The organism is Glutamicibacter sp. BW78 (assembly GCF_002332245.1).
GTDB lineage: Bacteria > Actinomycetota > Actinomycetes > Actinomycetales > Micrococcaceae > Arthrobacter_H > Arthrobacter_H rhombi_A.
This window is the reverse complement of the sequence record NZ_NRGU01000030.1, coordinates 207,209-226,601: the sequence shown is the minus strand read 5'-3', so window position 1 is coordinate 226,601 and position 19,393 is coordinate 207,209. Positions and strand designations below refer to the sequence as shown.

Sequence of the window (19,393 nt, the reverse complement as noted above, 5' to 3'; positions counted from 1 at the left end):
CGTCGTGGCGGGTTCAGGGACTAGAGGCGCCCCAGGGCAATGGCCAGCATGCGGCGCAGCGGTTCGGCGGCACCCCAGAGCAGCTGGTCGCCGACGGTGAAGGCCGAGAGGTACTTCGGGCCCATTTCCATCTTGCGGAGACGTCCAACCGGGATGTCCAGCGTTCCCGAAGCGGAAACCGGGGTCAGCTGCTCCATGGTGGCCTCCTTGGAGTTGGGGACCACGGTGGCCCACTCGTTGTCTTCGGCGAGGATGCGCTCGATTTCATCCAGCGGCAGGTCCTCGGTCAACTTCAGGGTCAGGGCTTGCGAATGCGAGCGCATGGCGCCGACGCGAACGCAGAGACCATCGAGCATGATGTGGTTATCCGCGGTGGTGCCCAGAATCTTATTGGTCTCCGCTCCGGCCTTCCATTCCTCCTTGGACTGGCCGTTGCCCAGATCGGCGTCGATCCACGGGATGAGCGAGCCGGCCAGCGGAACACCGAACTCGGAGGCATCCAAGCCGCTGCGCTGGGCCTCGAGGACCTTGCGGTCGATCTCCAGGATGGCGGAGGAAGGATCTGCCAGCTCGGTGCCTACGGAGGAATGGATCCCACCGAATTGGTTGAGCAGTTCGCGCATGTGGCGGGCACCGCCACCGGAGGCCGCCTGGTAGGTCATCGCCGTACCCCATTCGACCAGCCCGTTGCGGAACAGTCCGCCCAGGCCCATGAGCATGCACGAGACGGTGCAGTTGCCGCCGATGAAGTCCAGGGTGCCGCCGGCCAGTCCGGCGTCAATGACATTGCGGTTCACCGGGTCCAGCACGACGATCGAGTCGTCGTTCATGCGCAGGGTGGATGCTGCATCGATCCACAGGCCCTTCCATCCCCGGGCCCGCAGTTCGGGATGGACGCGCTGGGTGTAGTCACCACCCTGGGCCGTGACAATGATCGGCAGCTTGGCCAGCTGGTCGACGTCGTACGCATCCTGCAAAACGTCCGCACCCGCGGCGAACGAGGGGGCGGGGCCACCCGGGTTTGAGGTCGAGAAGAAGACCGGGTCGATGCCCTCGAAGTCCCCTTCGTCGAGCATGCGTTGCATGAGCACGGAGCCAACCATGCCTCGGTATCCAATGAATCCAACGGTAGAAGTCATTCAACCATCGTACGGTGGGCAGGGGGTCGAACCCCAGCCGGGTTACTTCGCCCAGCCGCCCATGCCGGGCTTCCCAGCCGGATCCTGACTCTTTTTCGTGGGGCCTGGGCTACTGATCGGAGAGCAGTTTGGCGCGGCGGTTGATGGCCCAGAAGGCACCCAGGGCAAAGGCCTGGGTGATCGTGAACAACACGATGATCCCGCCGATGACCTGGCCGGTGATGATCATCCAGAGCCCGAGTGCGGCACAGATCAGGGCCAACAGGGGGAAGAGCATGAAACCGATCGCGAAGAGCGGTTCCGGCTTCGTCGTCAGTTCCTTGAAAGCTTCCTTCACTTAGCTGCGCTCCCAAAGTTCGTGGCGGTATTCGGTCCCGTTGGCGGCAGTCAGCCATCCCTGCGACGGTTCGCTGAGCGTCAATTTCCAGACGGGAGACAACCGGGGAGCCCGGGTATCGCCCGCGGCGTCGATGTTGATGACCGTGACCACTGCGGTGTCGGCCAACGGCTCGTAGGCGGCGTAGACCTCACCACCGCCGCAGATCCAGGTCTCGGCCGGGCCCTCGGCGGTGGCCGCGATATCCAGTGCCTCCTGGGGGGATCCGGCCACCGAGGCGCCAGCTTCGGCTACCTCGGATGCCGTCTGGGCTTCGGAGGTCAGCACGATGTTGGTACGGCCCGAGAAGGGGCGGAACTTCGGTGGGATCGAGGCCCAGGTCCGCCGGCCCATGATGACCGGGTGGCCCATGGTGGTGTTCTTGAAATGCTTCATGTCCTCGGGCAGGTGCCAGGGCATGGTGCCTTCCTGGCCGATCACCCCGTCCACCGTCTGGGCCCAGATCATGCCAATGCGCCCGGCGGCACCGGTCTGGCCTGCCGGCGTAGCGTCCGTGGTCGCGTCGGCGGAGTGGCGGCTCATACGGCCACCGGTGCCTTGATGGTCGGGTGGTGTTGGTAGTCGAGGATCTCGAAGTCCTCGAGCCGGTAGTCCAGGATGGACTCCGGGGTGCGGGTCAACCGCAGCCGGGGAGCCGGGTAGGGTTCCCGGCCGAGCTGTTCGTTGACCTGGTCGAGGTGGTTGTCGTAGATATGTACGTCCCCGCCGGTCCAGATGAACTCCCCGACCTCGAGGCCGACCTGCTGGGCTACCAGATGGGTGAGCAGGGCGTAGGAAGCGATATTGAAGGGGACCCCGAGGAAGGTGTCGGCGCTGCGCTGGTAGAGCTGGCAGGAGAGTTTGCCGTTGGAGACATGGAACTGGAAGAAGACATGGCAGGGCGGCAGAGCCATGTTCTCCAGTTCGGCCACGTTCCAGGCCGAGACGAGATGGCGGCGGGAATGCGGGTTGGTCTTCAGGGCGTCGACCACTTGGGTGATCTGGTCGATATGTCCACCATCAGGGGTGGGCCAGGAGCGCCACTGCACCCCGTACACCGGCCCGAGGTCGCCGTTCTCGTCGGCCCATTCGTTCCAGATCCGCACGCCCTGTTCCTGCAGCCAGGAGACGTTGGATTCCCCGCGGAGGAACCACAAGAGTTCGGCGGCCACCGATTTGAAGTGGACGCGCTTGGTGGTGATCAGCGGGAATCCGGCTTGCAGATCAAAACGAATTTGCCGGCCGAAGACACTGCGGGTGCCGGTTCCGGTTCGATCCGGGGACGGGGTGCCGTTTTCCAGCACATCGCGGAGCAGATCCTCATAGGGGGTGGGTATAGCCATGGCCAAAGTCTACCGGTCTCCAGGGGGCCTAGGCGGTGCCCGCCGCGATGCCCAGTGACATGGCGATGGGCAGGCCGAGGATCACGAGCAGGAAGATCACGATGGCCCATTTTCCCTTCGGATTGCCGATGTTGATGGTCAACCCCGTCCCCGTTCCCTCCCGTTTGGGGACCAGGATCTGCGGGTCGACCGGATCGTTGTAGAACAGCCCGCCGGCGACCCAGCGGCGTTCCTCGGCGGCTTCGTCCTCATCCGGGTGGATGCCCAGTTCGACGACGCGGCGTTGGCCCCAGCGCGAACCCCGCCACATGGCCCAGCCGATGGGAACGAGCAGGATCGGCGCGAGGAAGACGGCAAACCAACCGCCCACGTGCTCCGGTCTGAGCCAGCCTTGAAGGGCCAGGCTGGAGAACACGGCAGCGAGGGCGATCGAGGCCACGCCCAAGGCGTTCATGGTTCCCCGGATCATCCCCTCGCGACGAACGCGGCGATATTCGGAGGCCCGGGTACGAGCCGGTGACATCGCAGGGACCACTGCGGCGATGAAAGCCAGCACGACGATGACCCCCGCGCCGATCCACAACATGCCAAAAACGGCGCCGGGGGATTTATCCGCAAAGGCGTCCGGGGCGCCGGAGGGTCCCCAGTGGGTGGGGACCGTTTCGGGCAACCCCGCATACAGGCTCAAGCCGTACAGCTGGGTGGCGAGGAGAAGCAGCAGCCCCACCAGATAGGTCAGCCAAATTCCTCCACGACCGCGGGTCAACTCTTTGTCAGTGATCGTCATCCCCATGCCTTCGATCCTAGGGGGTCCGGCGTTGGCTGCCCGCCTGCTGACGTCGTTCTGATTCGGTTATTCGAGGACCAGGTCCTGATATTCGGGGTAGCGATCCAGATAGTCCTGGATGTAGCTGCATTCGACGATGACTCGGCGCCGTGCCGCACGTAGCTCGTCCAGCACCAGGGTGACCAGGGCCCGGGCATACCCATGGCGGCCATGGGCCTCATCGATGATGGTGTGCTGCAGCGTCACGATCCCGCTCTGCGGGTCGGTGCTGTAGCCGAGGAAGCCGATGAATTCCTCGCCCTGCCAGAGCGCATACCGGCCGCGGTCCGCGTCATGTTCCAGACGCAGACCCTCATGGACGATCTTTTCCGGACGCCAGCCCGGCACTGCGGGCTGTTGCTCGTGGTCGGCGGTCACATTACCTCCTGGAACGGCGGATAGCTGTTCACCGAGCCTACTCGGCGCCCCGCCCGGGCACTACCTGCCCAACGGCCGGGTATCAGTCATCGAAGGTTTCAAAGACCTCAACGGATACCGGTTTACGGAGTTTCGTCACCGGCAGATGCAACACAACCATGGCACCGGGGCGCAGATAAGGGTCTGCGGCCGGCAGGAAACGGGCCAAGGGCCCGGGGAGCCGCTCGGCCAACGCGTCGAACACGAGGGGCAAGACCGGGCGGTGGGTGCACACGGCCTGCGGGACACCCTTATTGAGCAGCTTCAACACTGCCTTGCGTGCCGTGGACGGTCGGCGTTTGGCCTCATGCTCGGTCAACGCAGGAACCAGCTTCACGCCCAGGTCGTGGCGTTTCAAATACGGGGAGACGGTCTGGATGCATCGTGTCCAGGGGCTGCTGGCGACCCGTTCGGGGCGCCAGGAGGACAGGAGTGCGTCCACTTCCAATGCCTGTCGCTTACCGGTGGCGGCGAGCGGGCGTTTGCCTTCTTCCTTCGTCCAGCTCGACCTCGGCTTCGCCTTGGCATGGCGGACCACGATGAAGGGGACCGTGGCCAGACGGCCATTGATATAGGCGCCCTCGAGGGTATCCAGTGGGTCGATATCCGAAGGGTTCGTCAGCTGGCGCCTTGCCTCGGCGCAGGAAACCCAGCGTGCGGCATCGACTTCGTGGCCATCGGGCGCGAAGTGCTCGCTGGGGACGTGGGCCGCCCAGTAGTAGACGACCTTCTGTCCGGCTTTCACGGGGTAGCGGATCGCCGGAAGCGGGATGCCCAGGGTGATCCGGAGGCCCACTTCCTCCTGCACTTCCCGGACGGCGCACTGTGGGAGGGTTTCACCATCGTCGAGCTTGCCCTTGGGCCAGGACCAGTCGTCGTACTTCTCCCGGTGAATCAGGAGAACCTCGAGGTTTCCCTCGGAGATCCGCCAGGGGATCGCCCCGCCCGCGAGCACCTTGACGGTCCCGCCGGTGACGAGGGGGTCATCGGAAGAGCGCAGTACCAGTGACATCAGCGGCGGGCCGTCCAGCGCTGGCGGGATTCCAGCAGCCACGACTGCACGTCGGAGAGCGGTTCCCCGTCCGGGCCGAGGTGGTGGCGGGTCCAATCACCGTCCGAGTCAAGATGCCAACTGGCGGTCCCCTCGTCCAGATACCGGTCCAGGATGCGCTGCAACTCTGCGACGTCCTCCTGATTGGAGATTCTGACCAGGGCCTCTACCCGGCGGTCCAGGTTGCGGTGCATCATATCTGCAGAGCCGATGTAGATCACCGGGTCCGCATCATTATGGAAGGCAAAGACCCGTGAATGCTCCAGGAAACGGCCCAAGATGGAGCGGACCCTGATGTTTTCGCTCAGCCCGGGTACCCCGGGGCGCAGCGAACAGATGCCCCGGACGATCACATCGACCTTCACATCGGCCTGGCTGGCCCGGTAGAGGGCATCGATGATGGCCTCGTCGACCATGGAGTTGACCTTGATGACCACCCGGGCCTCACGCCCCGCCTCGCGGTGCTGAATCTCCTGGTCGATGCGGTCGATCAGTCCGGAACGAAGTGATCGGGGAGCCACCAGCAGGCGTTTGAAGGTCGAACGCGGAGCATAGCCAGAGAGCTGATTAAACAGCCGGGAGAGATCCTCTCCGACCTGCTCATCGGTGGTCAATAGGCCGAGATCCTCGTAGTACCTGGCCGTGCGCGGGTGGTAGTTGCCGGTGCCGATATGGCAATAGCGACGCAGCCGGTCACCTTCACGACGGATGACCAGGGACAGCTTGGAATGGGTTTTTAGGCCCACGATCCCGTACACCACATGGACGCCCGCCTCTTCGAGCTTCCGGGCCCACGAGATATTTGCCTGTTCATCGAATCTGGCCTTGATCTCCACCAGGGCCAAGACCTGCTTGCCCGCCTCGGCGGCGTCGATGAGGGCATCGACGATCGGGGAGTCCCCCGAGGTGCGGTACAGGGTCTGTTTGATGGCCTGGACCTTCGGGTCGGAGGCTGCCTGTTCGAGGAAGGCCTGCACCGAGGTCGAGAATGAATCGTAGGGGTGGTGCAGCAGGATGTCCCGGCGGCGCATCGCAGCAAACACATTGGCGGCCTTCGAGGTCTCCGACGGGTTCAAATCGCGGCTGGTGTGGGCCAACTGCTTGGGGTAGTGCAGGTCGGCGCGATCAATGTTGGCAATCACCGAAAGACCACGCAGGTCCAAAGGCGCGGGTACCTCGAAGACCTCGTCCTCCTCGACCCCGAGCTCCCGCACCAGCAAGTCCCGGATGGTGGGGTTGATGTCGCTGGCGACTTCGAGGCGGACCGGAGGGCCGAAACGACGGCGCAGCAGTTCCTTCTCGAGGGCCTGCAACAGGTTTTCTGCGTCGTCCTCCTCGACTTCAAGGTCCTCGTTGCGGGTCACCCTGAACGTGTGGTGTTCGACGACCTCCATCCCCGGGAAGAGGTATTCCAGGTGTTGGGCGATGACATCTTCGAGGGGGATGAACCGGGCCAGTCGTCCTGCAGTGTTTCCGGCGCGGGGCCCGTCCACCGAAATCAGCCGCGGCAGCATATCGGGGACCTTCAGCCGGGCGAAGAGCTCCTTGCTGCTGACCGGGTTGCGCACGATCACCGCAAGGTTCAGCGACAACCCCGAAATGTAGGGGAACGGGTGGGCCGGGTCCACGGCCAGGGGAGTCAAAATCGGGAAGACTTGGGCGACGAACCACCGCCGCATCTCCTCTTGTGCCGACTGGTCCAGCTGGTTCCAGCGGGTGATCTCGATCTGTTCGGCGGCCAGCGCGGGACGCAGCGTCTCGGCGAAGACCCGAGCATGACGCAACTGCAGATCCTTGGCCATCACCAGGATCTCCTCGAGCTGGTCGATGGGGCTCACCCCGGCGGCCGAAGGGACCGCCAAACCGGTCGCGATCCGGCGTTTGAGACCGGCGACGCGGACCATGAAGAACTCGTCGAGGTTGGAGGCGAAAATCGACAGGAAGCTGATGCGCTCCAGCAGGTACAGGTCGGGATCCTCCGCGAGCTCGAGTACGCGGGCATTGAAATCCAGCCAGCTGACCTCACGGTCCAGGAAACGGTCGAGAGTGAAATCCCCCTCAGGACCCAGCGGCGGATCGAAGAGCGGTAGTTCGATGCGGTCCTGGGTCGCCCGGGCCGATGGCACATCACCGTCGCCAAAGCTCGCTGCGGCTACGGAGGTGCTGTCCATCGGGTCCGTCCTAACGTACAAATGTGTGGAGTTGCGACAAGCTCCGGGGCGCCCACGATTCCGGCGCAGGCGCGACGGTGCGTTCCTGCTTTACTTTACCCGGCGGTCGTCGTGCCGTGCGCATACATCACGTCCACGTCCCAACGGGTGAAACCGAGCTTGTTATAGAGCCCGACGGCGGCGGTGTTGTCGGCATCGACGTAGAGCATGACGGCCTGGAGGCCACGAGAGCGCAAATGCTCGATGCCGGCAATGGTCAGGGCCCTGCCCAGCCCGGTGCCCTGGGCTGCGGGGACCACACCGACCACATAGACCTCCCCCAGGCTCTGGTGCGCTCCGGTGGCACTGTCCTTCAACGGCGGGTGGACCTTGGTCCAATGGAAGCCGGCGATCGAACCGTCCCCAGCCTCGGCGATCAGGAAGCCCTCGGGGTCGAACCAGTCCTCGTCCATCCGGGCCAGCAGGTCTGCCCGGGTCATCGAACCCTGCTCCGCATGGTCCACGAATGCCGCGGCATTGGCCGCCAACCAGGCTTCCTCGTCCTGTCCGGGAACGAACCGGCGCAGCCGGTACCCGGGAGGCATCTCGGCGGCCGGAAGTCCTGCGTCGTGCATCAAACGCATACGCCATAGCTCACGAATGGGCACGAACCCGTGGCGCTGCGCCAGCCGGGACGCAGCAGCATGGTTGCCGTGCGACCACGCCTGCATCGCTTCCAAGGGGGAACGGGCATCGAGGGAGGCCAGCAGTGCGGCACCGATCCCATCGTTACGGTATTCGGGGTGGACCACCAGCTCAAGGGTCCCGGGGGTCGGATCGCCGGTGGAAACAGCCACGGCGACGCCCACCAACTCCCCGGAAACCGCGCCATCGTCGTCGCAGAGCCAAGCGGTGACAACCATGAGGCCCTCGGAGGCCTCCCCGGTCCGCAGTTCCACGATCGTCTGGTCGCTCAGCGGCGGATTACCGTCGCTGTCCTCGGCCTCCGCCGCTAGGGCGGTGATCCGCCGCAGCAGGTCCTGATCAGGCCTGCCGTTGACAAGGGTGATGGTCCAATCGGTGTTCTGGGTCGCGCTCATGCACCCAACATATCCCCGCTGGACCTGCTTGTGCAGCCCGCGACCCCTGTCGGGGCGCGTCGTGGTTCGACGTCACCTCGGAGGACAGGACACCGTGCTGGCCACGACCGGGCTCATATAGGGCAGGATATAAGGCGTGAGAACCAAAACCTTTGCCGCAGCGTCGCTCGTGGCGGTCGCCGCACTTGTCGCCTCCAGCTACATCGGCCCGGACCGAGCCGGGAGCTGGGCCATCTGGGCGGTGGTCTGTGCTTGCATCCTCGTGTTTGCCTGGGGATATCCCCGTCTGGTCGGGATGCCCGCCCCGCTGCCCGTGAGCACGGTGATCGCGCTCGCCGGCATCGGAGCGGCGACGGCGGCCACCGTGGCCCCGATGCCCTCTCCGCTGCAGTGGATGGGGGCCTTCGGCGCCGTCGGGGTGATCTTGGTCTTCGTGACCCAACTAGTGCGCGGGACGGGCCAGCGGCAACGCCTCGAATCGACCCTGGGCGGCTGCGCGGGCGTCCTCGTGGTGGTCTTCGGCAGCGGATGGGTCGCCGCCGATCGGCTGACCCCCAACGCCACCAACGGTTCCATGATGCTGCTCTCGGGACTGAGTATTGCCTCCGCCGTCCTGGTCAGCGCCATTCCGTGGCCCGAGCGACTCACGGCGCCGCTGGGCCTGCTGGCCGCCATCCTGGTCGGTGGGGTCGCCAGTGTTCTGGTCGCTGATGTTCCCGTGATCCCTGCCGTGGTGGTGGGGGCCGTGGTGGGTTCGGTCGTCGTCTGCTTCCACGTGCTCGTGGTTTCGGAGGCCCAGGTGCTGCGGGCAGGCTCCTTCTCAGCCGTGGCCCCGGGGGTGCCCGGTGCCCCTGCCGGGGCAGCCGACGAAGCCGCGGGCACTCCGGGTTCTTCGCCGGAGGGCGCGACGGTGGCCCCCTCCGGCGTCCTGGGTATCTGGGGGGCCATTGCCGTGGGCGTGGCCTCGGTCATCGCCTCGGGGGCGCTGGTCTACTACGTGGAACGCCTGCTCCTGCACTAAGTGGCGACCCCCGTGCCGGACACCGAATCCCTTTCGTGCCGACACGGCGTTAGGATGGTGGCATGGAATCGAATTACATGGCACTAGAGATCTTCTTCATCACCCTGCTGGTGGTTGCCGGGCTGGGGATGGCCGGCTTTGCCGGTCTGGTCGTCACGCGCCTGTTCAAGGGCCAGAGGTAGCAGGACCACGCTGCATGCCCATTGAGCTACCTACCGACCTGACCCCCGAGCTCGTCCCGCTCTCCTGGCTGATTGGCACCTGGGAAGGTGCCGGTCGACTGGGCGAAGGCGAGGGCGAGGACGCCCACTTTGTGCAGCGTGTCGAGTTCACCCACGACTCCACGCCCTATTTGTCCTACCGGGCCGAGAGCTGGCTGAGCGACGAAAAGGGCAATAAGCTGCGCCCGCTGGCCACCGAACAGGGCTATTGGGGGCTGGACCGCCCGCTGGAGGACTCCGACGGCGGTCCCGGCCTGATCCCCGGCGATATCGTTCCCACCCTGCGCACCGCCGACGACGTCGAGGCGCTCCGCGCGCCCGAGGGCGGGTTCAATATCGTGGTGAACATCGCCCACCCGCGTGGAGTGTGTGAGCTGTACTACGGCAGCATCAACGGGCCGCGCATCGAGTTGGCCACGGATATGGTGGTCCGCGGTTCGAACTCCAAGGAGTTTTCTGCGGCCACACGGATGTTCGGTTTGGTCAACGGACAGCTGTTCTGGCGTTGGGATGTCGCGGCCGGCGGTACTGCCTTGGCGGCGCATGCTTCTGCCGCCCTGACGAAAGAGGCATGACATGACGTGGAAATCGCCGTTGCTCGGACGTGACGGGGCCATCGAAGGCACGGGAATCGACGCAGGTGTCGCCGCCCATTATGGCGAACCGCTGCCCGAACAACGCCGACTCGACGAGGGCGACGCCGTCGTCGATCTGTCACATCACGGGGTCGTCACCGTCGCCGGTGTCGACAGGCTGTCGTGGCTGAACACCCTCTCGAGTCAGCTGCTGCTCGGCCTGGCTCCGGGAGAAGGCGCCGAAACACTCCTGCTCACCGTGCAGGGACGCATCGAATACGCCTGCCACGTCGTCGACGATGGCGAGACGGCCTGGCTCTTGGTGGAGGCTGCCGATGCCGCTCCACTGGCCGCATGGCTGGACTCCATGCGCTTCACCTTGCGCGTCGAAGTCCACGATGCCACGGCCGATTGGGCTGTTGTCGGCGCGGGTGCCCCCATCGAGTCGTTGGCCGGTTTCACCGCCTGGCATGACCCCTGGCCCGGTATCAGCGCCGGCGGCTACGCCTACTCGACCCCCGACCATCCGGCGGCCGGCCGGGTATGGATCGAATATCTGGTTCCGCGGGTCGAACTGGAAGTCGCCGTCGGTCAGCTCCGGCTGTCCGGGACGATGGCAGCCGAAGCGCTTCGCGTGGCGGCATGGCGCCCGCGGGTGGCCGTGGACGCCGACGAAAAGACGATTCCCCACGAACTGGATCTGCTGCGCACCGCGGTCCATATGGATAAGGGCTGCTATAAGGGCCAGGAGACGATCGCCCGGGTTCACAACCTCGGCCGTCCACCGCGGCGTGTGGTCTTCCTCCACCTGGACGGCAGCATGCACTCCCATCCTGCCGCCGGGAGCGAGGTGAAGCTGGGGGAGAAGACCGTCGGCAAGGTCACTTCCGTCGCCTGGCACTACGAAGCCGGGCCGGTCGCCCTGGCCGTCGTACGCCGCAATACCGACCCCGAAGCGGTCTTGACCGTGCTGGACGGTGAAGAGGAGTACCCGGTGAACCAGGAAACCATCGTGACTCCGGACGCCGGTCAAGTCGTGGGCCGGGCTACCGGTTTCCTTCGCCCGCGCCGCTAGGCCTTCCGCGGCGCTCCGTCGTCGTCCGTGTTATTCTCCGCCCAGGCTCGCCCGGGTGAGGGAACCGGAAAGCACGAGGCCCAACGCATCGGCCAGCCGCTGGGCACCCTTATGGTTCACATCCGCGGAGAACTGGGCGACGAACCCCTCACTGAGGGCATCGTCGGCGGCCACCGCTGCGATATAGGTCCCCAATCCGTGCCGGCGCAGGGAGGGCGCCGTGAGAACCGCCAGATCTGCAATGAGACCCTCCCACACCGAATACCCGGCGCCTGCTAGAGGGGCTTGGCCCTCTTCGGAGATGAGGGTGAAGGATTTGTCCTGGTGGGAAAGACGCACCCCGGCAAGATCGTCACGGGGGCACAACTCCTCGAGCTCGACGGCGGTGGATACCTCATCGGAGACTAGGGTCGTGGTCGATTCCGCGATTTCCGGCGGCTGGTCGGCATGGTACAGCAGCGATTCGCCCAACCCCCTGGCCGACACATCGCCGTGGTCGCGCAGCAGGCCCAGCAGGACCGCTTCGGCCGCCAGCTCCTCATCCGAGGTCTCGGCGGCGGCCCGGAGCAGCCAGTCGGGACCGCAGAGCACCGACCCGGCGCCGAAGCGCAGGAACGTCACCGTTGAGGACTCTTCGTCGATGTGGTTGATGCGCAGCGGGGTGTCACCGCCCATCGCCACGGAGGCGAGGGCGGAGTCCTCCATGTGCAGTCGTCGGGCCCACGCCAACGCGATGATGGCCAGCGTTCCGGTCTCCAGTTCCATGATCACCACACTACTGATCGCCGGGCCTTCAGTCCCATTGGGCTAGCCGAAAAGCAGCGAGGCCTCGTCGTAGCGTTGTTGCGGAACCCGTTTGAGGTTGTTCAGGGCGGCCTGGAAGGGAACCCGGTGGATGTTGGTGCCGCGCAGGGCCACCATGTTCCCCCAAGCCTTCTCCTCCACGGCGTCCACCGAGGCCATGCCCAGCCGGGTGGCCAGAACCCTGTCGAAGGCGCTGGGAACGCCACCCCGTTGGATATGTCCGAGGACGGTAGCCCGGGTTTCGATGCCGGTGTCTGCTTCGATGCGGTAGGCCAACTGGTCGCCGATCCCGCCCAGCCGGGGGCGGCCGACGGAATCGTGGCCGCGATCCGAGTAGGCCTCTTCAGAGCCTTCGGGGACGAATCCCTCGGCGACGACGACCAGCGGAGCACGCCCGCGGTCCCGGGCCTCGAGGACCCAGGCGTTGATCTGCTCCATGGTGGTGTGCTGTTCGGGGATGAGGATCGCATGGGCACCAGCGGCCATGCCACAGTGCAGGGCGATCCAGCCCACATGCCGTCCCATGACCTCGGCCACCATGCAGCGGTGATGGGATTCTCCGGTGGTCCGAAGCCGGTCAATGGCCTCGGTGGCGATGGCGACGGCGGTGTCGAAGCCGAAGGTGTAGTCCGTGGCGTCGAGGTCGTTGTCGATGGTCTTGGGGACCCCTACGATGTTCAGCCCGGCATCGGTCAGTCGTTTGGCCCCGGCCAGTGTTCCTTCACCGCCGATGGCGATCACGGCGTCAATACCCAGCCGGTCCAGGGTCTGCTGGATCTTCTCGGGTCCACCATTTTCCCCATCGAAGGGGTTGGTGCGTGAGGTGCCCAGGATGGTGCCGCCCTGTTTGGAGATGCCACGGACGCGTTCGCGCGGCAAATCGACCACATCACCTTCGACGACTCCACGCCAGCCGTCGAGGAAACCGACGAATTCGTGGTGGTGGCTCTTGATGCCGTTCAGGACCGCCCCGCGGATGACGGCGTTCAGCCCCGGGCAGTCTCCGCCGCTGGTCAGGATTCCGATGCGCATGGTGATGTGTGTGCTTTCGTCGGGTTCTCGTCCCACTGTGGGACCTTCAGGGGAGCGCGACGTTGAGCTCAACACCTCGATGCTAGCAACTGGCCCATGAGACGGCCACCACAGCGATGTCGGAACGCGTCACACTGCCCTGCCCCGTTCAGCGGGGCAGGGCAGCCGGCGACGCTACGAGCGGGCCGTTTTGATGATGCGCTCCAGTGGGATGCTGTCGTCGTGGAAGGGCAGGATGAGCCACAGCACGAGATACAGCGGCACCCCGATGAACGGGAGCAGGAAACTGAGCAGGATGGCGATCCTGACGATCGTCACATCCCAGCCGGTGGCCTGGGCGATTCCGCCGGCGATGCCGCCGGCCATCCGCTTCGGCCCGCGGCGGAAGCGGATGGCCCGGAGGGACTGATAAACGGATTCCATGGGGATTCCTTTCAAGGTGTGCTGCTGGACTGTGACGGTATCAGGAGCGGGCGGGGTGTGTCCGGGAGGAACGGCGTGCGGCCACCAGGCCGCCGACGATCAACACCAGACCAGCACCGAGGAACAGGACGATGGCCACCGTACTTCCGCTCAGGGTGATGTTGTAGAAGACCGAAACCAGGATCAACAGTCCGATGGCCATGACCACGAGCCCGAAGACGAACGTCCCCAACGGCATGCCGTGGTTCTCTGGGGCCATCGGCGGTGCTTCTTCGGCAGGGACGCCCAGCGGCCCGGGTCGTGCCGTGAAGAAGTCGGCGTTCGTCGTCGGTTCCCCTGGCATCGGGCCGGGTTCCTTCGGAGACGGGGTCGGCCCGGTACTGCCGATCGGTGTCGTCGGATGTTCCGGGGGGCCGATGGGACGGGTCGGCTGCTCCGGCTGAGATTCTACCGGGCCCTGTTCGGGCTCATGTCCGGTACTGGGATCGCTCATGGTGTGACCTCCTTGGAGGTGATGTCGATGGAATTAAAGGCCCCGTCGATGTCGAGGTGCAGGATCGGGCCATCGGCTTCTGGGTTGATGTTGATGGTGTCTCCACTGGCGATCCCCGAGTATTTTCGGACCCCCTCGCCGTCAGGTACCTGCAGCGAGTAGAAGGCTGAGTCGGCGGTGATTTTCACCGGGAGGTTGTCCGGAACGATGACCTTCAGGCTGCTGAAGACGTTGTTCACCTTCAGCTTCGTGTCCTCCGTCATGTCCTGCCCGTACCGACTCAGGTCAAGGGTTCCGTTGTTGAAGACGTAGGTGTATTCGTTGCCAGAGCGCTGCACGACTGGTCCAGGCCAGCTGGTGCTCGGAGCGTACTGGGTGCCGATTCCGCCGACCAGGAGGGTGGGGACGAGCAGCGCGATCGTGAATCCGGTCAGGGCCCCTCCACGCAACGAGCGCAGGGCGGCGCCGACCAGGCCGGCGCCCAGTACCGTCAGTGCGGCAGCCAGAGCCACTGTGACCTCGCGGCCGCCGTAGTCCAAGATCGCCTCCATCGCGGTGAGCATGACGGCCCCGGCGACCAGAACGGCCACGCCCAGCAAGATCGCGACATGGTGACCCGGAATGGCTGGGCGGACCCGGGATGGCCGGGGCTGGCGGTTCTTGGCCGTGGGGGCCTTTCCTGGGTGGGTGATGCCCGTATTCATTTCGGAGTCCGCACCCGCGCCAGCCTGAGGAGTCGCAGCGGACCCGGAGGGGCCCTGGGTGGGGTCCGTACCGGGCGCAGGCTGGCCCGGGACGCCGTCGGCCGGGAGGCCCTGATGATCCAGACGCTTCTGTCGACGCGACGACCGTGTGGAGAAGAACCAGATGATGGCCCCCACCCAAACGGCGGTCCAGATGAGGCTGCTCCACCATGAATCGCTGGTGTCGAAGCGCCATCCGCCCAAGAAGGAGGGCCCGTTGACCAGTCCGATGACCACGAAGATCAGCGCACCGGTCATCCCGCTGCTCCACTGCCCGCGTCCTGCCTGCTGGAGATGGATACGTCCATCGGGGCCCGGCAGCAGGGCCCACGCCAAGCCATACAGCAGGAGCCCGACTCCGGAGAAGATGACGACGATCAGCAGCAGGCCGCGGGCCAGGGCTGTGTCGATGCCGAAGCGCCGCGCCAAGCCCGAGGAGACACCACCAATCCAGTGGTGTTCACCGCGCTCGACGCCCAGCCCCCGGAGCCAACGGAAGAAGGAATTTTCTACAGGTGCGTGATTCATGTTTTCATCCTTGCCTGTTAGGGCTCCTGCCACCATCGGGGTCTGCCCTGAACGGCCCCTGATCCTTCCCCCGATTCCCCTGAGTGGGACCAGCGAACGGTCCGGGGCATGTTTGTATGGGGTCATGACCGAAACGCGCAGCCGCCCGCCCCTGTTGCGTGCTGAACCTCGCGTGCTGGGCGGAGTCTGCGCCGGATTGGCGGTCCACCTGGAGTACCCGGTGCGCAATATCCGGTTCGGGATGGCTCTGCTGACCCTCTTCGCCGGTGCCGGGATTGTCCTGTATGGCTGGCTGTGGGTCATGGTCCCCTCACGGGAGGACGCCCTCGAGGATGCCGAACGCTCCCGTGCCGGGGCACCGATCTCGTTGGCCACCGACACCGGGGGCTTCCTCGGGACCGGGGCAGGAGGGGAACAGCAGGCTACCGGTGATCCTGCCGCCCCGCAGGGGACCGGTGCCTGGCTGCACTGGCGTCTAGGCGGCCTGGCAGGCCGTCAGGTCCTGGCCGGGGCCGGGCTGCTGTTGCTGAGCCTGTTGCTCTTCGCCCAGATGCAGGGCCTGCCGGTGGCGTGGGGGCTCATCTGGCCTGCCGTGCTGATTATCGCCGGTGCCGTTCTGGCCTGGCTGCAACTCGACGGAGTCCGCCGGCAAGGTTTACGCAAGGCCGCTGGGGCCGAGCGGGCAGCAGGAGTGGTGCGCTTGGTGGGCGGTGTTGCCCTCGTCGTGCTGGGACTGATCTTCCTGGTCTCCGGCGCCGTCAGCCTGGACGCGTTGTGGAACGGGGTCTTCGTCGCGGTCATCGTCCTGGCTGGGGTGTTGCTGGTCCTCGCCCCGTGGGGCCTGAGGTTCTGGAGGGACTATGAATCCGAACGGGCGAGTCGGGTCCGAATCGGGGAACGAGCAGAAATTGCCGCACATCTCCACGATTCGGTCCTGCAAACCCTGGCCCTGATCCAGATGCGCGCCGGAGACGAGGCCCAAGTACTCCGGCTAGCCAGGGCCCAGGAACGGGAGTTGCGTCAATGGCTCTACCGGGACACTCCGCGGGCGGAGGGCGGTATCTGTGAGGACATCCGCGTCGAAGCTGCCCGGCTTGAGGAGTCCCATGACGCGGTGATCGACGTCGTCGCCGTGGGGGACCTCGAAGGTCTCGAAGGGCACGATGCCGTGGTGCAGGCGGCCCGCGAGGCCATGCTGAATGCTGCCAAACATGCCGGGGGGACGGTTGCCGTCTATGTGGAGGCCTCGCCGAGAAGGGTCGATGTCTTCATCCGTGACCGCGGACCCGGCTTCGATCCAGAGGACCTGGAACAGGACCGGCTGGGGGTGCGGGAATCAATTATCGGCCGGATGCACCGCAACGGAGGTACCGCCACGATTTCCAGCACCACCGGGGGCACCGAAGTGCACCTGGCCATAAAGCACGAACCGATGGAGGAGCAGAACCGGTGAATACCCTCGAACCGACAGCGGCAGCTCGGCAGATCAGTGTCGTGGTGGTCGATGACCACGCGATCTTCCGTTCCGGGTTGAAATCCGATCTGGACGATCGGCTGCGGGTGGTCGGCGAGGCCGCCACCGTGGAAGAGGCCATCCGGACCGTCAGCGAGCGACGTCCAGACGTCGTCCTCCTCGATGTGCACCTGCCCGGCGGCCGTGGGGGCGGAGGTGCGGAAGTCTTGGCGGGATGCTCAGAACTACTCGGCGACGTGCGTTTCCTGGCGCTCAGCGTCTCCGATGCGGCCGAAGATGTCGTGACCGTCATCCGGGCAGGGGCCCGCGGCTACGTGACCAAATCGATTTCCGGTGCCGAGATCTCCGACGCTGTGATCCGGGTTTCGGCAGGAGACGCGGTGTTCTCCCCGCGACTGGCTGGCTTCGTCCTGGACGCCTTCGGCACCCAGGCCGGCGTCAGCGCCGAGGACGAACTGGACCTGCTGTCCGACCGGGAGCTGGAGGTGATGCGACTCATCGCCCGGGGATACACCTATAAGGAAGTGGCCAAGGAACTATTCATCTCCGTGAAGACCGTGGAAACCCACGTCTCCAAGGTCCTGCGGAAGCTGCAGTTGTCCAACCGTCACGAACTCACCCGATGGGCCGTGGACCGCCGGATTCTCTGATCCTGGGCTCCACGGCCCGACCGGGGACCGGTGCACCTAGGCGGCGCGGCCCAGGAGGGTGGCGATCCGACCGATGCCTTCGGCCAGATCGTCATCACCGAGCGCGTAGGACAAGCGCAGGAAACCCGAGGGACCAAAGGCCTCCCCGGGGACCACGGCCACCTCGGCCTTTTCCAGGATCAAGGCCGCCAACTCGGCAGATGTCTGCGGGCGGACGCCGTCAATCTCCCGGCCCAAAAGACCGCGGACATCGGCGTAGACGTAGAAGGCGCCCTTCGGGGTGGGGCATTCCACCCCGTCGATGGCATTCAGCCCAGCAACGATGGCCTTGCGCCGACGGTCGAAGGCAGTCCGCATCTCATCCACGGCATCCAACGGGCCAGCGACGGCAGCCAAAGCTGCCATCTGGGGGACGTTGGCGACGTTCGACGTCGCATGGGACTGCAGGTTGGTGGCCGCCTTGATGACATCCGAGGGGCCGATCATCCAACCCACCCGCCAACCGGTCATCGCATAGGTCTTGGCCACGCCGTTGAGGATGACGACCCGGTCACCTAATTCCGGGGCTGCGGTGGCGATCGAGGTGAACTTCGCGTCGTCGTAGGTCAGATGTTCGTAGATCTCGTCGGTGACGACCCATAGGCCCTTCGCCGCGGCCCACCGGCCGATTTCGGCGACCATCTCCGGAGGGTAGACGGCGCCGGTCGGGTTGGAGGGGGAAACGAAGACCAGGATCTTGGTGCGCTCGGTCAGCGCTGCCTCGAGCTGCTCGGTTGTCACCAAGTACCCCTGCTCGGGACCTGCGAAGACCTCCACCGGCACGCCGCCCGCCAAGCGGATCGCTTCGGGGTAGGTCGTCCAATAGGGGGTGGGGACGATGACTTCGTCGCCAGGATCCAACAGGGTCGCAAACGTGTTGTACACCGCCTGCTTGCCACCATTGGTGACCAAGACCTGGGAGTCCTCCACGGCATAGCCCGAATCCCGCAGGGTTTTGGCTGCTATGGCTGCCTTCAATTCCGGCAGGCCCGAGGCGGGGGAGTAGCGGTGGAATCGTGGGTTGCGGGCCGCTTCGATCGCGGCCTCCACAACATAGTCGGGCGTCGGGAAATCGGGTTCGCCGGCACCGAACCCGATGACGGGACGCCCGGCGGCCTTAAGCGCCTTGGCCTTGGCGTCCACGGCGAGCGTGGCTGATTCGGCGATCGATCCGATGCGTCGGGAAATGCGTGACATGGGTTCGCTTCCTGGGGTCGAGGGCGTGGGGCCTAGCTGATTCCAGCTTAGCCGCGCTCCGCCGGGCGGCACAGAATGCGTCACCAGGCCCATGGAAGTCAGGCCAAGACAGTCGGTCCGCGAGGTCGATCCGGTTCGACTTGTGGGTGGTCAATGCGTAGACTGTTCCCTCGGTGTTGGATTACGCCTCGACGCGGTGTGCTTGAAGGGCCACCACGGCGGGACGGACGACCAATCCGAAGGGTAGTGGCGCAATTGGTAGCGCAGCGGTCTCCAAAACCGCAGGTTGCAGGTTCGAGTCCTGTCTGCCCTGCGCAGTGGCAACCCACATCTTGGATGTGGGGGCTCGGCGAAATCCACGTCACGGTGTGTTGCGGCCGACAGGCCGCGGTACACCGTGATTGTTTCAAGATGCGAAGAACTCGAATCGAGGCACAGTGACCGAAGCAACAACGGGACGCTCCACGGGCTCCCCCCGAGGCGGCAAGCCCGCCAAGGGCGGTTTCTTTGCGCGTATCGCCTTGTTCTTCCGCCAGGTCATTTCCGAGCTGAAGAAGGTCGTCACCCCGACCCGTAGCGAGTTGGTGAACTACACGCTGACCGTTCTGGGTTTCGTGATCCTGGTGATGCTGATCGTTAGCGGGCTGGACCTGTTGTTCGGAAACGGCGCGATCCTGGTCTTCACCAACCCACCGGAGCAGTAGCGGCTGCCGACG

At 65.3% G+C, this 19,393-nt stretch carries 21 protein-coding genes and 1 tRNA gene; 7 read left to right on the top strand and 15 right to left on the bottom strand.

Annotation, left to right across the window (positions count from 1 at the left end; translation table 11 throughout):
* Positions 1-20 precede the first annotated feature (20 nt).
* The 9 genes from asd to mshD all read right to left on the bottom strand — a co-directional run bounded on the left by asd (position 21) and on the right by mshD (position 8,402).
* Positions 21-1,139 (bottom strand): aspartate-semialdehyde dehydrogenase, encoded by a 1,119-nt coding sequence (gene asd / locus CIK75_RS05495; protein ID WP_086999008.1) that lies wholly within the window; start codon positions 1,137-1,139, stop codon positions 21-23.
* Positions 1,140-1,248: 109 nt separating this feature from the next.
* On the bottom strand, positions 1,249-1,476 hold the full coding sequence (locus CIK75_RS05490) for an NF038396 family protein (RefSeq protein ID WP_342744379.1): 228 nt from the start codon (positions 1,474-1,476) through the stop codon (positions 1,249-1,251).
* Complete coding sequence (locus tag CIK75_RS05485) at positions 1,477-2,058, bottom strand: dihydrofolate reductase (protein WP_086999005.1); 582 nt, start codon at positions 2,056-2,058, stop codon at positions 1,477-1,479.
* Positions 2,055-2,858, bottom strand: a complete 804-nt coding sequence (locus CIK75_RS05480; protein WP_086999002.1) for a thymidylate synthase — start codon at positions 2,856-2,858, stop codon at positions 2,055-2,057. The genes CIK75_RS05485 and CIK75_RS05480 overlap by 4 nt, the downstream gene beginning before the upstream one ends.
* A 28-nt stretch (positions 2,859-2,886) precedes the next feature.
* Positions 2,887-3,645 (bottom strand): DUF1648 domain-containing protein, encoded by a 759-nt coding sequence (locus tag CIK75_RS05475; protein WP_158225901.1) that lies wholly within the window; start codon positions 3,643-3,645, stop codon positions 2,887-2,889.
* Positions 3,646-3,711: 66 nt separating this feature from the next.
* The gene (locus CIK75_RS05470; protein WP_241895303.1) at positions 3,712-4,062 is read right to left on the bottom strand and encodes a GNAT family N-acetyltransferase; all 351 of its coding nucleotides are present in this window, start codon (positions 4,060-4,062) and stop codon (positions 3,712-3,714) included.
* Between the two features lie 82 nt (positions 4,063-4,144).
* Positions 4,145-5,155, bottom strand: coding sequence for an NUDIX hydrolase (locus CIK75_RS05465; RefSeq protein ID WP_241895302.1), 1,011 nt, complete (start codon positions 5,153-5,155; stop codon positions 4,145-4,147).
* Positions 5,113-7,323 carry an RNA degradosome polyphosphate kinase gene (locus CIK75_RS05460; protein ID WP_096223387.1) on the bottom strand — a complete coding sequence of 737 codons (2,211 nt, stop codon included), beginning with the start codon at positions 7,321-7,323 and terminating at the stop codon, positions 5,113-5,115. The genes CIK75_RS05465 and CIK75_RS05460 overlap by 43 nt, the downstream gene beginning before the upstream one ends.
* Positions 7,324-7,418: 95 nt before the next feature.
* Positions 7,419-8,402: a mycothiol synthase gene (mshD, locus tag CIK75_RS05455; RefSeq protein WP_096223386.1), complete on the bottom strand. Its 984-nt coding sequence runs from the start codon at positions 8,400-8,402 to the stop codon at positions 7,419-7,421.
* Between the two features lie 136 nt (positions 8,403-8,538).
* Here mshD and CIK75_RS05450 point away from each other — a divergent pair, with 136 nt between their 5' ends.
* From CIK75_RS05450 to CIK75_RS05440, 3 genes are all read left to right on the top strand, one after another.
* Positions 8,539-9,423 (top strand): hypothetical protein, encoded by an 885-nt coding sequence (locus CIK75_RS05450; protein ID WP_096223385.1) that lies wholly within the window; start codon positions 8,539-8,541, stop codon positions 9,421-9,423.
* A 196-nt stretch (positions 9,424-9,619) separates the two neighbouring features.
* A complete protein-coding gene (locus tag CIK75_RS05445; protein ID WP_087000243.1) occupies positions 9,620-10,219 on the top strand; it encodes an FABP family protein in 600 nt (199 codons plus the stop codon).
* A gap of 1 nt (position 10,220) precedes the next feature.
* Entirely contained in the window at positions 10,221-11,294 is a 1,074-nt protein-coding gene (locus tag CIK75_RS05440) for a folate-binding protein YgfZ (RefSeq protein WP_087000245.1), read from the top strand.
* Between the two features lie 30 nt (positions 11,295-11,324).
* Here CIK75_RS05440 and CIK75_RS05435 read toward each other — a convergent pair whose 3' ends face one another.
* The 5 genes from CIK75_RS05435 to CIK75_RS05415 all read right to left on the bottom strand — a co-directional run bounded on the left by CIK75_RS05435 (position 11,325) and on the right by CIK75_RS05415 (position 15,317).
* Complete coding sequence (locus tag CIK75_RS05435; RefSeq protein WP_143413274.1) at positions 11,325-12,059, bottom strand: GNAT family N-acetyltransferase; 735 nt, start codon at positions 12,057-12,059, stop codon at positions 11,325-11,327.
* 42 nt (positions 12,060-12,101) lie between these two features.
* A complete protein-coding gene (locus CIK75_RS05430) occupies positions 12,102-13,130 on the bottom strand; it encodes a 6-phosphofructokinase (protein ID WP_096223411.1) in 1,029 nt (342 codons plus the stop codon).
* Positions 13,131-13,304: 174 nt separating this feature from the next.
* Positions 13,305-13,553 (bottom strand): PspC domain-containing protein, encoded by a 249-nt coding sequence (locus CIK75_RS05425; protein ID WP_087000249.1) that lies wholly within the window; start codon positions 13,551-13,553, stop codon positions 13,305-13,307.
* A 40-nt stretch (positions 13,554-13,593) separates the two neighbouring features.
* Entirely contained in the window at positions 13,594-14,046 is a 453-nt protein-coding gene (locus CIK75_RS16485; protein ID WP_241895301.1) for a YrzE family protein, read from the bottom strand.
* The gene (locus CIK75_RS05415) at positions 14,043-15,317 is read right to left on the bottom strand and encodes a PspC domain-containing protein (protein ID WP_158225900.1); all 1,275 of its coding nucleotides are present in this window, start codon (positions 15,315-15,317) and stop codon (positions 14,043-14,045) included. Before CIK75_RS05415 ends, CIK75_RS16485 begins: the two co-directional genes overlap by 4 nt.
* Before the next feature lie 124 nt (positions 15,318-15,441).
* Between CIK75_RS05415 and CIK75_RS05410 the strand changes: the two genes are divergently transcribed.
* Together CIK75_RS05410 and CIK75_RS05405 are read left to right on the top strand one after the other, a co-directional pair.
* On the top strand, positions 15,442-16,770 hold the full coding sequence (locus CIK75_RS05410) for an ATP-binding protein (RefSeq protein WP_096223382.1): 1,329 nt from the start codon (positions 15,442-15,444) through the stop codon (positions 16,768-16,770).
* On the top strand, positions 16,767-17,441 hold the full coding sequence (locus CIK75_RS05405) for a response regulator transcription factor (protein WP_087000257.1): 675 nt from the start codon (positions 16,767-16,769) through the stop codon (positions 17,439-17,441). Before CIK75_RS05410 ends, CIK75_RS05405 begins: the two co-directional genes overlap by 4 nt.
* 36 nt (positions 17,442-17,477) lie before the next feature.
* Here the strand turns inward: CIK75_RS05405 and CIK75_RS05400 are convergent, their stop codons facing one another.
* Positions 17,478-18,677, bottom strand: coding sequence for a pyridoxal phosphate-dependent aminotransferase (locus CIK75_RS05400; protein ID WP_087000258.1), 1,200 nt, complete (start codon positions 18,675-18,677; stop codon positions 17,478-17,480).
* A gap of 240 nt (positions 18,678-18,917) precedes the next feature.
* Between CIK75_RS05400 and CIK75_RS05395 the strand changes: the two genes are divergently transcribed.
* Positions 18,918-18,990 (top strand) — tRNA-Trp (locus CIK75_RS05395).
* Between the two features lie 124 nt (positions 18,991-19,114).
* Positions 19,115-19,381, top strand: a complete 267-nt coding sequence (secE, locus tag CIK75_RS05390; RefSeq protein WP_087000260.1) for a preprotein translocase subunit SecE — start codon at positions 19,115-19,117, stop codon at positions 19,379-19,381.
* Positions 19,382-19,393: the final 12 nt, after the last annotated feature.